This window comes from Amphritea sp. (genome assembly GCF_050300915.1).
Lineage (GTDB): Bacteria > Pseudomonadota > Gammaproteobacteria > Pseudomonadales > Balneatricaceae > Amphritea.
Genome location: NZ_JBNKYN010000011.1, coordinates 1 through 15,787, shown reverse-complemented (window position 1 = coordinate 15,787; position 15,787 = coordinate 1). Strand labels below are relative to the sequence as shown.

At 49.4% G+C, this 15,787-nt stretch carries 16 protein-coding genes; 10 read left to right on the top strand and 6 right to left on the bottom strand.

Annotated elements, in window-relative coordinates:
- Positions 1 to 148 precede the first annotated feature (148 nt).
- The 4 genes from ACQY8X_RS04665 to ACQY8X_RS04650 all read left to right on the top strand — a co-directional run bounded on the left by ACQY8X_RS04665 (position 149) and on the right by ACQY8X_RS04650 (position 3,945).
- Complete coding sequence (locus ACQY8X_RS04665; RefSeq protein ID WP_428033982.1) at positions 149 to 1,003, top strand: alpha/beta fold hydrolase; 855 nt, start codon at positions 149 to 151, stop codon at positions 1,001 to 1,003.
- Between the two features lie 28 nt (positions 1,004 to 1,031).
- A complete protein-coding gene (locus ACQY8X_RS04660) occupies positions 1,032 to 1,880 on the top strand; it encodes a DUF4892 domain-containing protein (RefSeq protein WP_428033981.1) in 849 nt (282 codons plus the stop codon).
- Between the two features lie 76 nt (positions 1,881 to 1,956).
- The gene (locus ACQY8X_RS04655; protein WP_428033980.1) at positions 1,957 to 2,859 is read left to right on the top strand and encodes a patatin-like phospholipase family protein; all 903 of its coding nucleotides are present in this window, start codon (positions 1,957 to 1,959) and stop codon (positions 2,857 to 2,859) included.
- Positions 2,860 to 3,027: 168 nt separating this feature from the next.
- Positions 3,028 to 3,945, top strand: a complete 918-nt coding sequence (locus tag ACQY8X_RS04650) for a DMT family transporter (protein WP_428033979.1) — start codon at positions 3,028 to 3,030, stop codon at positions 3,943 to 3,945.
- Positions 3,946 to 4,028: 83 nt separating this feature from the next.
- Here the strand turns inward: ACQY8X_RS04650 and folE are convergent, their stop codons facing one another.
- Together folE and ACQY8X_RS04640 are read right to left on the bottom strand one after the other, a co-directional pair.
- Entirely contained in the window at positions 4,029 to 4,568 is a 540-nt protein-coding gene (gene folE, locus ACQY8X_RS04645) for a GTP cyclohydrolase I FolE (RefSeq protein ID WP_428033978.1), read from the bottom strand.
- 166 nt (positions 4,569 to 4,734) lie between these two features.
- A complete protein-coding gene (locus ACQY8X_RS04640; RefSeq protein WP_428033977.1) occupies positions 4,735 to 5,307 on the bottom strand; it encodes a Smr/MutS family protein in 573 nt (190 codons plus the stop codon).
- A gap of 79 nt (positions 5,308 to 5,386) precedes the next feature.
- On the opposite strand from ACQY8X_RS04640, the gene prmB reads away from it, so the two are divergent.
- The 6 genes from prmB (at position 5,387) to phaR (ending at position 10,725) form a co-directional block, all read left to right on the top strand.
- Positions 5,387 to 6,304 carry a 50S ribosomal protein L3 N(5)-glutamine methyltransferase gene (gene prmB, locus ACQY8X_RS04635; RefSeq protein WP_428033976.1) on the top strand — a complete coding sequence of 306 codons (918 nt, stop codon included), beginning with the start codon at positions 5,387 to 5,389 and terminating at the stop codon, positions 6,302 to 6,304.
- 53 nt (positions 6,305 to 6,357) lie between these two features.
- On the top strand, positions 6,358 to 7,446 hold the full coding sequence (aroC, locus tag ACQY8X_RS04630; protein ID WP_428033975.1) for a chorismate synthase: 1,089 nt from the start codon (positions 6,358 to 6,360) through the stop codon (positions 7,444 to 7,446).
- A gap of 132 nt (positions 7,447 to 7,578) precedes the next feature.
- Positions 7,579 to 8,430, top strand: a complete 852-nt coding sequence (gene speE, locus ACQY8X_RS04625) for a polyamine aminopropyltransferase (RefSeq protein WP_428033974.1) — start codon at positions 7,579 to 7,581, stop codon at positions 8,428 to 8,430.
- A 137-nt stretch (positions 8,431 to 8,567) separates the two neighbouring features.
- Positions 8,568 to 9,725, top strand: coding sequence for an MFS transporter (locus ACQY8X_RS04620; protein ID WP_428033973.1), 1,158 nt, complete (start codon positions 8,568 to 8,570; stop codon positions 9,723 to 9,725).
- Between the two features lie 185 nt (positions 9,726 to 9,910).
- Positions 9,911 to 10,174: a DUF6489 family protein gene (locus ACQY8X_RS04615; RefSeq protein ID WP_428033972.1), complete on the top strand. Its 264-nt coding sequence runs from the start codon at positions 9,911 to 9,913 to the stop codon at positions 10,172 to 10,174.
- A 65-nt stretch (positions 10,175 to 10,239) separates the two neighbouring features.
- Complete coding sequence (gene phaR, locus ACQY8X_RS04610; RefSeq protein ID WP_428033971.1) at positions 10,240 to 10,725, top strand: polyhydroxyalkanoate synthesis repressor PhaR; 486 nt, start codon at positions 10,240 to 10,242, stop codon at positions 10,723 to 10,725.
- A gap of 381 nt (positions 10,726 to 11,106) precedes the next feature.
- Here the strand turns inward: phaR and ACQY8X_RS04605 are convergent, their stop codons facing one another.
- The 4 genes from ACQY8X_RS04605 to ACQY8X_RS04590 form a co-directional block, all read right to left on the bottom strand.
- Positions 11,107 to 12,312, bottom strand: coding sequence for an OprD family outer membrane porin (locus ACQY8X_RS04605; protein WP_428033970.1), 1,206 nt, complete (start codon positions 12,310 to 12,312; stop codon positions 11,107 to 11,109).
- Between the two features lie 203 nt (positions 12,313 to 12,515).
- On the bottom strand, positions 12,516 to 13,910 hold the full coding sequence (locus ACQY8X_RS04600; protein WP_428033969.1) for a sodium-dependent transporter: 1,395 nt from the start codon (positions 13,908 to 13,910) through the stop codon (positions 12,516 to 12,518).
- Positions 13,911 to 14,031: 121 nt separating this feature from the next.
- Complete coding sequence (gene kynU, locus ACQY8X_RS04595) at positions 14,032 to 15,273, bottom strand: kynureninase (protein ID WP_428033968.1); 1,242 nt, start codon at positions 15,271 to 15,273, stop codon at positions 14,032 to 14,034.
- The coding region (locus tag ACQY8X_RS04590) for a cyclase family protein (protein WP_428033967.1) at positions 15,273 to 15,787 on the bottom strand (515 nt) is incomplete at its 5' end. The genes kynU and ACQY8X_RS04590, both read right to left, overlap by 1 nt.

The following is a 15,787-nucleotide window of genomic DNA, read 5'->3' as shown; positions in this document are numbered from 1 at the left end:
TTAGCACTATTATTAATCTTCTGGTTTAAAGTATTTTAGAAAACTGTCTGTTTTTAAACGAGAAAACAGTGCAGATACTACCCCATTTTTGTATCCTGATATATGCCGTGCGAGGACAAACTCCACAAGAAGTAAGGTTTATAGTCCGATGAATGATACTCCGTTTGCAGATGCATTACGCTTTGAAGTCAATGGCCACCGGATTGCGGCGCAGAGCTGGGGAGACCCTGCTGCACCTCCGGTACTTGCCCTGCATGGCTGGTTGGATAATGCGGCAACCTTTAATCGCCTTGCACCCCGCTTACAGGGGGTGCGACTGATTGCGCTGGATCTGATGGGACATGGCTATTCCGACCATCGGCCAGCGTCGATGCCCTACTATATTTGGGATAATGTGCAGGATGTGCTGGGTGTCGCCGATCAACTGGGGGTAGAGCGTTTCTCTGTGATCGGTCATTCGATGGGGGCCAGCATCGCTTCGCTGCTTGCCGGTGCCTTTCCTGAACGGCTGAACAAACTGGTATTGATTGAAGGGCTAGGCCCGCTGGTAACTGATCCGGATGATACGGCTGAGCAGTTGGCACTGGCGATCAGAAAGCGTGAGCGGATGCGGGGGCGGGTGCAGAAAGCCTATAGCGATTTTGAATCTGCAGTGAGTGCCCGGATGAATGGACGCTGGCCGGTTGATTCACAGGCGGCCCGATGGTTGGTCGAACGCGGGCTTGAGCCGCATCGGGATGGCTATATCTGGCGTAGCGACCCGCGCCTTATGTTGCCCTCTATTATGCGTATGTCGGAGGCCCAGGTAGAAAGTTTTCTCCGGCGTATCAGCGCTGCAACACTGCTTATTCTTGGTAAAGATGGTATACCTCAGAGTGATCGGCGCATTGCTCTGCTGCGTAATATAAGAACAGAGCGGCTTGCCGGAGGGCATCATCTGCATCTGGAAGAGCACGCGGCCGGGCTGATTGCTACACTGATTAATGAGTTTGGTCTGGTTTAACGAAAGTTGGCAAACATAAGGATTGTTAATGAGGATTCATGCTTTTTTACCGCTAGTGTTGATGCTGTTGTTAAGTGTTGGGGCGCAGGCCGAAAGTGATGTTGGTGGCAGCAGCGACCCCCGTCAGCTACCGCGATTTCCGTTAAGCTGGATCGTCAGCTACAGCACCCAGACCGTGCCTGAATATACCCTTGCGACCGGCCCGATGCGAAAGGTTGACGGGCTGATTGCGCCAGAGCTTGATAAGCGCATCAAAGGCGAACTGACCCGTATCACTTACAGGCTTCCGGATATCCATACCACGGATCAGGTGTTTAACTATTACCTGCAACTGTTACAAAGCATGCAGGCGAAAATTCTTTACCAGTGCAGCAGTCGTCAGTGCGGCAGCAGTAACCAATGGGCGAATAACTACTTTGAGGTCGCCGAACTCTATGGTCTGGACCGGACGCAGTATTTTCTCTCTGCGAGTGCTGGCAATCTGCAGCTGGCCCTGTATACAGTGAAACGGGGTAATCGTCGGGTTTATGTTCATATCGACCTGGTTGAACCGCTGAAACAGACGGCAGAAACCCTGGCCGCTGATCTGCAACAACAGGGGTATAGCTGGTTGAGTGACCGTGAGCAGCTGGAGCCGTTGATCGATTTTATGAACAATCATCCGCAACAGGCGATTGTTATTGGTAGTTATAACAAGACTGGCGGGGTTGCGCTGGATGAGCTGTTGAGCCAAAGCAACAATGCCGCTATTGAGGTTCAGAACCGGCTGATCGAAGCGGGCATAGAACCCACCCGGATCGCGAGTGTTGGCGTTGGGCCTGCTTTGCCGATTAGCGAAAGAGAGTTGCCAGCGGGTATCTGGATTCAGTTACGCTGATCAGCGTTTGAATAACAGGTTTTATACCCGTTTATTTTACGTTTTAAGTATCAGGTTTTAGCCAAGGATCAGAGCTATGAAAACCACAGTGTCGCTGGTATTGGGTAGTGGCGGGGCCAGAGGCTATAGTCACATCGGTATTATTGAAGAGCTAAACCGGCGTGGTTATGAGATTGTTTGCATTGCTGGCAGTTCGATGGGGGCGTTGGTTGGCGGCATATATGCGGCAGGGCGACTCGAGCAGTATAGTGACTGGGTAACCAGCCTGCGGCGGATGGATGTGTTTAAGCTGATGGATCTTACTCTCAGGGGGGAGGGCACAATACGGGGTGATCGGCTATTGACTAAGCTGCATGATATCGCCGGTAATCCACTGATTCAGGAGTTGCCAATCGCCTATACGGCGGTTGCCACTGATCTTACCCATCAGAAAGAGGTGTGGTTTCAGAAAGGTTTGATGTTTGATGCGATCAGGGCATCCATCGCGGTGCCGGGCTTCTTTACGCCGGTTATCGAAGAGGATCGGGTGCTGGTTGACGGGGGGGTGTTGAATCCGATTCCGATTATCCCCACCGTAGCGGCCCATGCAGATCTGATTATCGCCGTTGATCTGAATGCCGACGCTCAGCGGCATCGGGTGTCACTACCGGACACCCGATATCTTGAACAGTCGGGTTTCAGCGATGAATGGCAACTGGATCAAAAATATGAATCCCGGTCGGAGGCGTCAAAAGCGGGAGGGAGAAACCTGTCCCCCCATAAGGCAACCGGGCGGATCGATGTTCTGTTTAACTCAGTCGAAGTGATGCAGGAGTCTCTGGGTAAGTATAAAGTCGCAGGTTATCCCCCCGATCTGCTGATTGGCATACCGAAGGATGCCTGCCGTTTCTATGAGTTCCACCGGGCGCGGGAGATGATAGAATTGGGGCGTCATCTGGCTCAGGAAAGTCTGCGGCAGATGGAGCGTTCAATGCGTTAAAACAATGCTGTCGGTAACATCTCACCCATGATTGTTATCTTAATGCAGATAAGTACGCTGCAACTAAACGATCCAACGTTAACGGTCAGCGTTTCTTTCATCGCCATAAAGCGTTAATACCCTGCGAATCTGAATTTAAGCACCTGCATTTATACAGGTGTTCACCATTTGAATACTGAGGTTTCTATGCCGCTGTCTCCTGCAGCACGGGCTGATCTGCTGCTGTTACTGGTAACCCTGATTGCTGCGGCAGGATGGATTTTTTCTAAACAAGCGCTGCAGGCGTTTCCGCCACTGCTGTTTATCGGTATACGTTTTCTGTTCGCCGGTTTACTACTTATGTTACCGGCCTATAAAGAGCTGCGGCCTTTGTTGCAGCAGCACACCCTCGTTCCAGTGATGCGTTTGGGGCTGTTGATGACCTGCGCACTACTGTGCTGGATTATGGGCTTGCAACAGGGCACGCATCTGGGCGAAGGTGCGTTTATTACCAGTCTGGGGGTCGTGCTGGTACCGCTGATGGCATGGCTGGTGTATCGCGAACGGGCGTCGCTGAGCACCTGGTTTTCTCTGCCCGTCGCCATTTTTGGATTGTTGCTGTTATCTGTTGAAGGCGGGATCTCTCTGGCGGCGGGTCAGTTGTGGTTTCTTTTTGCTGCACTACTGTTTTCGCTGCATTTTGTTCTGGTCTCCCGTATGGCGTTAGCGGTTCCGGCGCTGATTCTGACGGCAGTGCAGTTGCTGATGGTCGGCGTAGGCGGCATTGTTGTTTCTGCCTGTTTTGAGATCTGGCCCGATTCGGTGAGTGATGCCGCCCTTGGCTGGTTATTTGCCAGTGCCTTTATCGCCACCAGTTTACGTTTTGCCCTGCAAACCTATGCTCAGAGCCTGGCACCCGCAAGCCATGTCGCCCTGATTATGACCCTGGAACCGGTCTGGGCTGCGCTGCTGGCTGCGATAATCTATGGGGAGCAGATGAGTGCTTTGCAGCTGGGTGGCTGCAGCCTTATTTTTATGGCGATGCTGGTGAGTCGCTGGCGCTGGCTGAAACCGCTGTGGCGGACATTCAGAGTCGGGGCTAAATAACCCAAAGGTAAAAGGCAGTAAGCGATAACAATAAAGGAACCCTGCAATGAGGGTTCCTTTATAATGAACAGTGCAGAAAAAGCTTAGTTGATCAGCGACAGAAACTCACTGCGGGTTGACTGGCTTTTGCGGAACGAGCCCAGCATCATCGATGTTTTCATGCTGCTGTTCTGTTTTTCCACGCCGCGCATCATCATACACATATGCTGTGCTTCGATAACCACGCCAACACCATCAGCGCCGGTCGCCTGCATAATGGCATCAGCAATCTGCTTGGTCATATTTTCCTGAATCTGCAAGCGACGGGCAAACATATCCACGATCCGTGCGATCTTCGAGAGTCCGATCACCTGGCCTCTGGGAATGTAACCCACATGGCATTTGCCGATAAAGGGCAACATATGATGCTCGCACATAGAGTACAGCTCGATATCTTTGACGATGACCATTTCGCTGTTCTCGGTAGGGAAGAGCGCACCATTGATGACCTCTTCCAGGTTCTGCTCATAACCGCGAGTGAGAAACTTCATCGCTTTGGCAGCGCGTTTAGGCGTATCGACCAGGCCTTCGCGGGTGAGGTCCTCACCCAGCTGTTCGATTATGCTGGCAAATTCTTTTTCCATTACAGTGTGTAATCCTGTCTTGGCCTGTCTATCCTCCGTCACCCGATCTGAGAACCATCTTCGGAACACAGTTGTGTGACAGGGCCGTTAAAAAAGTGTGCTAACTTACGTGATTAGTACACAGAGGTAAAGTGTGCAGACACAGATTTAAGTATTTCTCCGGACTTTATTTAGCCCGTTTCAGAAGTACGTACAGTGCGCCTGTTCCACCATCTTTCGGTTGCGCAGAGCTGAAAGCGATTACCTGAGGCATCTGTCTCAGCCAGTCATTCACATAAGACTTCATCAATGCGTGCTGGCTTTCTACGCTGTTCGATTTACCGTGGATCACCATCACACAGCGTAGCTGTTGCATACTGCATTCGCGAATAAAGCTGCTTAGCTCGGTACGGGCATCATCAATGATATAACCGTGCAGGTCGAGACCTGCATCCCAGGGGATATGTCCCTGTTTGAGGCGCTTCATCAGTTTTAGCTGCACGCCGGGCGCGGCAAAGATCAGTTCATCCTCGGTTTCAACCAGATTGATCACCTCTGAGTTGAGGCCATCGACAATCATCTCCTCATCGGTGACTGCCATCTGCCGTTTATAACGGGTAGTCTCGTCGTCAGCCAGTCTCAGCTTTTTGGGGCGTCCACGCAAGTCTGCCCGGTCATTCTTTATGCGGGTGACCCCCTGCATGGCAGAGGCAAAATCAACTTCGGTGTTTTCGTTATCAGGCAGATCGTTTTCAGACATAGCGTTCGCAAACATTATTCATTAACATACACGGCCTGCAATAAAGCAGGCATTAATCCGACGAATTATCCATCCAGACATGACCATCAATCAAGCACAGACCCTGAAAGAGCTGCATACGATACGTGATTTTGTCCGTTATAGCATGAGCCGTTTCTATGAACATGACCTTTATTTTGGTCATGGCACCGACAATCCCTGGGATGAAGCGGTTCAGCTGGTGCTGGGGGCACTGCATCTGCCGTGGAACAGTAACCCACAACTGCTGGATGCGCGGATCACCCAGGATGAGAAAGAGCGAGTGCTGGATTTTCTTCAGCAGCGGGTCATTCAGCGCCGGCCTCTGCCCTATATTATCGGGGAAGCCTGGTATGCCGGGATGCCGTTCTATGTGGATGAGCGGGTGTTGATTCCCCGCTCACCGATACAGGAACTGATTGAGCAGCATTTCAGCCCCTGGTTGCGGGAAGGGCCGGTGGAGCGAATTCTGGATCTCTGTACCGGCAGTGGCTGTATTGGCATTGTTTGCGCTTATGCCTTTGAAGAAGCGGAAGTTGATCTGGCAGATATCTCTGCTGAGGCGCTGGAGGTTGCCCGGCGTAATATCACCCGCCATGAGCTGGATGAGCGGGTGACGGCTATCGAAAGCGATCTGTTCAGCAATCTGCAGGGGCGCCGCTATGATCTGATTGTCAGTAATCCTCCGTATGTAGATTGTGCAGATCTTTCCGGGATGCCGCAGGAATATCACCACGAGCCCGATCTGGCGCTGGGCTCCGGGCCTGATGGTCTGGATGTCACCAAACAGATTCTGCGTCAGGCAGAGCAGTTTCTCACCGAGGATGGTCTGCTGGTGGTTGAAGTGGGTAACAGTGAAGTACATCTGCAACAACAGTATCCGCAGATCCCCTTTACCTGGCTGGAACTGGAGCAGGGCGGCAATGGCGTTTTTCTGCTGACCGCCGCAGAGGTGCGACAGTATTGCAGCGCTGTCTGAATGACTAGGGTATAATCGACTAAATTTTTTTGCTTTAAAATCGGGAACAGACGATGTCAGGAAACACCTACGGTAAGCTATTTACTGTCACTACTTTCGGCGAGAGCCATGGTCCTGCACTGGGCTGTATTATCGATGGCTGCCCTCCGGGAATTGAACTGACTGAAGCCGATCTGCAACGGGATCTTGACCGTCGTAAACCCGGTACTTCACGGCACACTACGCAGCGGCGTGAGGCGGATGAGGTGAAGATACTGTCCGGTGTATTCGAAGGTAAGACCACCGGCACACCGATCGGCCTGTTGATCGAAAACACCGATCAGCGCTCCAAGGATTACTCTAACATTGAGGAAACCTTCCGTCCGGCCCATGCTGATTATGTCTACACCCATAAATATGGTTTTCGTGATTACCGTGGTGGTGGCCGTTCATCTGCACGGGAAACGGCGATGCGCGTTGCTGCGGGCGCTGTCGCAAAAAAGTTTCTGGCTGCGAAAGGGGTTGAGGTGCGCGGTTATCTCTCTCAGCTTGGCCCGATTAAGATCGACGGCTTCGACTGGGATCAGGTTGAGCAAAATCCGTTTTTCTGTCCCGACGTGAATAAAGTAGCTGAGATGGAAGCCTATATGGATGCCCTGCGTAAAGAGGGCAACTCTGTCGGCGCTAAAATCTCTGTTTCGGCGACCGGTGTGCCTGTCGGCCTGGGCGAGCCCATTTTCGATCGCCTGGATGCAGAACTGGCCCATGCACTGATGAGTATTAATGCTGTTAAAGGGGTTGAGATCGGTGATGGCTTTGCCTGTGTCGCACAGAAGGGCACCGAACACCGTGATGAGATGACGCCGGAAGGCTTTCTCTCTAACCATTCGGGCGGCATTCTCGGCGGTATCTCTACCGGTCAGGAGATCACTGCGCATATCGCTTTAAAGCCAACCTCCAGTCTGCGCCTGCCGGGCCGGAGCATCAACAGCCGGGGTGAAGCGATTGAAGTGGTCACACACGGACGGCATGATCCCTGTGTGGGTATTCGCGCCACGCCTATCGCTGAAGCGATGATGGCGATTGTGCTGATGGATCATCTGTTGCGCCATCGGGCACAAAATGCTGAGGTAGTGTGTGAAACTCCGGTGTTAAAAGGTTAAAATTACTCCATTGCATTCGTGAAACCCCTTTTTGCAGATCTGTTTTTGCAACCAAGGGGTTTTTGTTTTTAGTTACCTGTAACTATTTTTTAACGACGGCGAAACGTTCGTCTTCAGTTTGGTGGATTTACGATGACAGTCTACAAAGAGACACTTTACGATGGCTACGGTCAGGCATTTGATGTTGAAGAGGTGCTGTTTGAACAGCAGACCGATTCCTGGCATCTGATTATTTTCCGTAACCCTAAATTCGGAACTGTTATGGCGCTGGATGGCATTATTCAGACCACTGAAAAAGATGAGTTTATCTATCACGAGATGCTCACCCATGTGCCGCTGATGGCCCACGGTAGTGCGAAAAAGGTACTGATTATCGGCGGTGGTGATGGCGGTATGCTGCGTGAAGTGCTGAAACATCAGTCGGTCGAGAGTGTGACTCAGGTGGAGATCGATCAGGCGGTCATCGATATGTGCGTTGAGTATCTGCCGAACCACTCTCAGGGTGCCTACGACAACCCACGGGCTCATATTGTTATTGGTGATGGTATCGATTACGTCTGCCAGACCGATGAGAAGTACGATGTTATTATCTCCGACTGTACTGACCCTGTCGGCCCCGGTGAAGTACTCTTCAGCAGCCGTTTTTATGAAGGTTGTAAGCGTTGTCTCAATGAGGGTGGTATCTTCGTGGCGCAAAACGGTGTGGTCTATATGCAGCCGCAGGAAGTGGTTACCACCCGCCAGCGTCTCAGCCCTTACTTCAACGATCAGACTTTCTACACCGCTGCCGTACCCACCTATATTGGCGGGTCTATGACCTTTGCCTGGGGCTGCGATGATGCCGCTAAGCGAGAGCAGAGTGTCGAGCTGATTGCCGAGCGCTTTAAGGCCAGCGGTATCAAAACCCGTTACTATAACCCGCAGATCCATTGCGGTAGTTTCGCACTGCCACAATATATACTTGAGGAACTCGGCGACGCCTGATTTCAAAGGTTGTGGTTTAACGCCTTAGTGCACTGTTTACAGAGATCCATCGGTTGTACAAATCGATGGATTTTTGTTTTTATGGACTGAACAGGTGGCAGGTGTCTCATCCAGATCACAATGAAACTGAATAACTGATGCAACTTAATACCTATAGCCGTCTGTCGGGCTTCTATTTTTTCTATTTTTCGCTGTTGGGCGCGATGGTGCCTTACTGGAGTCTCTACCTGAAGTCCTTTGGCTTTAATGCCGAGACCATCGGTGGGTTGATGGCGATTCTGATGGCGTCGCGGATTGTGGCGCCGAATATCTGGGGCTGGCTGGCGGATCGCACCGGAGAACGGTTGCGCATTGTGCGTTATGGTGCGTTTTTTACCTGCCTGATCTTTGTGTTGATCTTCTGGCAAGAGGGGGCCTGGGGAATCGCGATGGTGATGGCAGGGTTCAGCTTTTTCTGGAATGCGGTACTGCCGCAGTTTGAGGTACTGACCCTGACCCACCTGAAGGGCCGGGAAGAGCTGTACAGTCGTATCCGCCTCTGGGGGTCTGTTGGCTTTATTGCTGCGGTGATGGGTATTGGCTGGTTACTCGATCTGGTCAGTATTCGCTGGCTGCCTGGGATAATGCTGGGGCTGATGGTGATGATCTGGATCTCTTCCCTGTTTGTTGAGGGTAAAGCACCGGCCCGCAACAGCAATGAAAGTGGTTTCATGCAGCAATTGCTGCGGCCTCAGGTTGTGGTCTTTTTTCTCATCTGCCTGCTGGTACAGTTTAGTCACGGTCCCTATTACACCTTCTACTCGGTGTTGATGGACAGCCTTGGGTACAGTCGTACCGAGATTGGTCTGCTGTGGTCGGTTGGCGTAGTTGCGGAAGTGTTGATCTTCATTCTGATGCCCAGACTGATCGGCGGGCTGGGGCTGCGTAAGCTGATGATTATCAGCCTTCTGCTCAGCGTGCTGCGCTGGTTGCTGATCGGGCTGATCCCGGAAAATCTCTGGCTGATGCTGTTTGCCCAAATGCTGCATGCAGTCAGTTTCGGCGTGCTGCACGTGGTGGGCATTGCTCTGGTACACCACTACTTTTCACCCTCTAATCATGGGCAGGGGCAGGCGATGTTCAGTAGTTTTGGCTTCGGTGTTGGCGGTGCGCTGGGGGCATTGTGCAGTGGTATGATGTGGGAAACTCTGGGTGCAGACGCAACATTCTGTGTCGCTGCTATCGCCGTATTAATTGCCGCATTGTGCGCAACTATTTGGATAAAACCAGAAAATTGTGCAGTTACGAATCGGTAAATTTGTTTTGCACCGCAGTTGGTATAGTATTAGATTAAACAGAGTTAAGTGATTGATCCACCATTGTGTAGTTTTACACAGGGAAGGTTATTCAGAAATAGTACCGTGGAGAGCGTTCTGTAATGGTTGCTCTGACAGGTGATAATTTCTGACGGGTAAACTGATCCGGCTGAGGAGCGGTGCTGATGAATTTTAAAGTAGACGTGGAGATGACACCCGAAGAGCTCCGCAAGGTGCTGGGGTTACCGGATGTTGAATCATTTCAGAAAGAGATGATGGGTAAAATTCAGGAACGTATGGATGCTGGTGTCGATGGTTATGATCCGCTGACGCTGTTTCAGCCCTATATGGCGAGTGGACTTGGATCGATGGATGCAATCCAGAAGATGTTGCTGAATATGATGACCGCCTATAGCAACAGCAGCAAAGGCTCGGATAAAAACAAATAATAGCCTCCCGCCACACTGCTACAGCGTGTTGGAAGCATGAGAAAAACAGGTAGAGAGAGACAATTTTGAGAATTCTCAGAAAATATACAAACCGCCGTCTGTACGATACATCCCGCAGCTGTTACATCACGCTGGAAGATGTAAAACAACTGGTGCTGAGTCAGGAAAATTTTCAGGTTCAGGATTCTAAAACCGGAGCAGATCTCACCCGTAATATACTGCTACAGATCATCAGTGAACAGGAAGCGCTGGGACATGGCACGCTATTGACCAATCAGGTGCTGCAGCAACTGATCCGATTCTACGGTGACAGTATGCAGGGGATGATGAGTCAGTATCTGGAGCAGAGTATCGCCACCTTTATCGATCAGCAGGAACGCATTCGTGAACAGATGCAGAATATGATCGGTGCTGCCAACCCGCTGAATATGATGAACAAGATCGCCGATCAGAACATGGCGATGTGGAATATCTTTACTCCGCCGGGCGGCGGGAAGTCGTCAGACAATCCCGCCAGCAATGATGCCGGGCCATCGAAAGAAGATAAGTAGACCGTTTGATTTAATCAGCCCGCTTCCGGTTCTTAATAACCTGAGCGGGCTTTTTTGTATCCGCAGCAGGATGCGGTTTCAGGCAAGGTCTGATTACATCGTATAGACGGCCTTTCTCAGCTGTTTCAGCCTTTGTATATCCCATAAGCTAAAATCTTACAAAACAGATACTCAATCTTAGTATGGATATTTCTCTTCAGGGGGGGGAATTGGTCTGTATCATTTAAACCCGGTTTAAACGCAAGCCCAAAGCTACCAAAAGCAGTCAGTTAAAAAAGGTGGAGGAGTAACCTCCACCAAACTAGGCGTGTAATAAGATACTTCCCAGGCAGATGTCAGGTGCTGAAGGGGATTAGCAACAACATCTTCTGTAGTGCTTGTTTACAGCAGGTTAGTACTGTAGTTGACGATAAAGCGGATATCGCTGATACGTGGTACCACTGCATCATCACCGTCTGCGTGGGCGAGGCGAAGGTGTAAATCCAGCCCTTTAGCAGCACCATCCTGCAGGGTGTATTGTGCATCCAGGTTTGTTTCATAGCGTTTACCATTGTTGCCGCCACTGTAATCGATATCCCAGGATTCAGTATGTCGCGCCATCAGATGCAAACCTGGGATGCCCGGTACGTCATAATCGATACGGGCCTGTAGAGATTGCTCGTCTTTCGCATTGAAATCCAGCAGTTGTACTGCAGCCCAGGTAAAAAACTGAGTATTATCCTGCCCACCCCATTTCTGGTTGTAGTCGTTATCTCCGCCAATTTTCTGATACGCCAGGGTATAAGCGAGATTGCCTTTAGACAGACGACCGGTTAGTCCGGTCAAATTACTGTTGTAATCACTGCCATACAGCTCTCCATCATCTTCACCACGCATGTGGGTCAGATCTAATAGCAGCTTATAACTGCCAAGCTCAGTTGGGTAGCTCAGGTTAATATAGGTTTGTTTCAGGTAATCATCAGCGACGGCGTATTGCAGATGCGTTCCTATACCGCTATCGAACTGATAGGTGCCACCGATGGATGCCACTGCATAGTCTTTGCCGTTTGCGGAGTAAGAGGTGAATTTTTCACTATTATTGTTTGACGCTTTGTCCGAGTACAGAGCATATAGTTCGCCGTTACCCAGATTCAGGGTGCCGTAAATAGCTTGCGTACTCGGTGCTGATAGCCGGGAGGTCAGATCGTTCAACAGCGGTGTTATTACAATCATGCGGCCCAGGCGGATATCGCTGTTCGCGGTAGGCTTGAGCTTAACAAACACCTGCTCCAGCGTAGTATAACCGCTACCATCAGGCGTCAGTACGTCGGAAGAGTTGATGACTTTATCGTCTACCAGCTCCACTACATGTACAGCCGAAGCGTCAAATCCAATCATCTCTCCCCAGTAAGGTGAGGTGATATTTAAACGAAATGCCTGGCCCGCAGCGATAGTATCAGGAATACCCGCATTAAAATCACGGTTCATGTAAAAGGTACGCAAACCCAGGTCAATTTTAGTTTTATTATCCGTATCATCGGCAATAACAGTGCCGACACTAAAACAACAAAGCATAGTAAAAATAATATTTATTTTTTTATTAAACATAGAACAGTTCCGTTAAGGATTATTGTGATTATTTATTTTAAAAAATTGTAGTTATCATCAGAATAATAACTACAGACACGCCATAGAACTTTGAAGAATATGTAGGTATTTATACGATTTTAAACGATCAATAAAAAACCAAATTAAGAGATTGGTAAATATTTAATCTTTCAACAGTTAATATTGGCGTTCTCGCGTAAAAATCAGATAAGTTTCAGTGCATGTAAGAAGATAGCGATAATAGCCACCGGCGATACGAAACGAATAGCTATATACCAAAGGCGGTGGCTAATTCCTGTACCAAACTCCTCTTTACTTGCTTTGGCAGTCATTACCCAGCCAGCAAACAGGGCAATTAGTAGCCCGGTGAGTGGCATAATCCAGCTAGCCGTCAGGAAATCTAGCATTTCAAAAAACGTTTTCCCGAAAAACTTCTTTTCTTCCCAAATATTAAAGGAGAATACAGTTCCTAAGCTCAGTATCCAGAGTACAGCCCCAGAACCCAGACAAGCTTTGGCACGAGTCATGTTAAATCGACCAGTAAGCCAGGAAACGGCAGGCTCTAACAATGAAATAGCAGAAGTCAGGGCTGCAATTGAAAGCATGACAAAGAATAGGACGCCGACCAAAATTCCTAAAGGCATCTGGCCGAAAGCGATCGGTAAAGTAACAAATATCAGCCCAGGACCGGAACTAGGGTCTAAACCATAGGCAAAAACGATTGGAAAAATGGCCATACCTGCCAATAAAGCAACAATAGTGTCAATCGCTGCAATTGACAGACATGCTTTTGTCAGTGATACCTTTTTCGGCAAATAAGCCCCGTAAGTCATCATGCCGCCTCCGGCAAGACTCAGAGTGAAGAATGCGTGTCCTAAAGCAACTAATACGCTATTGGATGTTATCTTGCTGAAATCAGGGTTAAATAAATAGTTTAATCCTTCGGAAAAGTGGCCCGTTGTCATCGCATAACCGACTAAAACTAATATCAGTAGTAACAGACCTGGCATTAGTTTGTTTACAGCCCATTCCAGGCCATTATTAACACCCCGGGAAATAATATACATCGTAATTGCCAATACAACAGTGCTCCAGGCAATTAACCTGGCAGGGTCAGCGAGCATGCCGCCAAACATTCCACCGATCTGATCAGGAGATGCTCCATTAAATGCACCACTGCCGGTGGTGAAGATATATGACAGGGCCCAGCCAGAGACAACAATATAAAAGCTTAACAACAGGATGCCGGTAATAACGCCCATCCAGCCGATAACAGACCAGCGCTGACTGGCGCCCATCTCTTTCGCAACATTTTTCATTGCAACAGGTGGCGAGTTTTTGCCTCGACGGCCGAGCATTACTTCTGCCATTAGCAGGGGAACACCGATAGCAAGCACACAGATTAAATAAACTAATACGAATGCACCACCACCATTCTCACCAGTAATATATGGGAATTTCCATATATTACCGAGTCCTACTGCCGACCCTGAAGCGGCCAGAATAAACGCCATTCTTGTTGACCAAGAGGCTTTGGTTGACGGTACCGCTGCCGAGTTAGCTGGTCCGGCAGATACCGATCCTATATTTGTATTCATTGTTTTTATCTCGCATTTTATTTTAATGAAAACTAATGAGTATTAGTGTTATGTGCGCTTAGGTTCTTGCTCCTCTGTTGAACTCACCCTCTGCCAGAGGAGCGCTGTGTGAATATATCTATTAAGTAACGCGGGTTAGCTTTTTAAACTCCTCTGAATTCCAGCTCTCTTCAGACATAATGTTTGCCAGAGCGTCAACGCAGTCCCAGATATCGACATAACGAAGATACAGAGGGGTAAAACCAAAACGCAGGATGTCTGGTGCTCGATAGTCCCCAATTATGTTGCGGGCAATCAGTGCCTGCATGATTGCAAAGCCCTGAGGGTGAATAAGTGATACCTGACTACCCCGGATAGCTGCATCTTTAGGTGATGCAAGCGTAAATCCAAAGCCGTCACAGTAGCTTTCAACCAACTCGATAAACAGATCCGCCATCGCAATCGACTTTTTACGAATTTGAGCCATATCTGCATTGGCCATAATATCGACACCAACCTCAAGAACAGAGGCGCCGATGACGGAGGTTGTGCCGCAAAGGGTTCTTTCAATACCGGGTGCGGGTTGATAATCATCCAGCATCGCAAAGGCGTTAGAGTGACCAAACCAGCCACTTAATGGTTGTTCCAGTGTTGACTGATGGCGCTTAGCTACATACAAAAAAGCGGGTGCTCCAGGGCCACCGTTAAGATATTTGTAACCACAACCGATAGCTAAATCTGCATTAACGTCATTTAATTTTACGGGTACCGCACCGGCGCTGTGACTTAAATCCCATAATATCAATGCGCCCTTGTTGTGTGCGCGGGAGGTCATATCTGACATGTCCAGCATGCGGCCGGTTTTATAATGTACGTGTGTCAACACGACCAGGGCGGTATCTTCATCAATAGCATCGGGAATTTCATCTACTGGGCAAACCACCAGTTCAACCTGGTCACCAAGGAAATTTTTCAGCCCCTGCAGGATATATAGATCAGTTGGGAAGTTACCCGGCTCAGTAATGATTTTACGACGCCCCGGATTCAGCTTAATCGCAGCCGCTGCTAACTTGAATAAGTTGACGGATGTTGAATCAGCAACAATTACCTCACCCGCCTGCGCACCGATGATTGTCGATATCTTATCGCCCAGCCGACGTGGCAGATGTATCCAGTCATTGGTATTCCAGCTACGAATAAGGTCTTCACCCCATTCCCGTTCAACCACATCCTGCACCCGTTGTTTAGCTGCAATAGGACGGACACCTAATGAATTACCGTTTAAGTAACAGGTATTTTCAGGTAATGAAAAATGCTTTCGATAAGAGCTCAAAGGATCTTTCAGATCCATCTCAATGCATTGTTGACGTGTAATCTTGCTCATTAATTAATACTCCGAAGTAATGCGCGAACCGGAGAGGCATCCATTCCCGCTAATTTGAGTGGCGGGGCGATCAGCTCGTACTCACCTGGTTCTATATCGTCCAGGACCAGTCCTTCCAGAATTGCCATCTGATGTTTACGCACGCAGTGGTGTGCGTCTAATTGCTTTGAATTCTGCGGATCTAAAGAGGGACTATCGATACCAATCAGAAAAGCCCCCCGGCTTGCCAGAAGCTCTACTGTATCGACACTGATGGCCGTGAAGTCATTGTCCCAACTGGCTCCTGGAAAGGTTTGATAGGTTTTGAGTAGCACTCTCTCTAACGTTGCCGGCAGCTGATCAATAATGTGTTCAGGTTCAATAAGGCTTGTTGCTGAAGTGGCATTGATGACAATACAGGGGCCTATATAGTGGCTTACATCGACCTGATCGATAGCTAAACCCTTGTTGTCATAATGTAGAGGTGCATCGGCATGAGAGCCGGTGTGTGTCGAGAGTTCAAGTTTAGAAATAT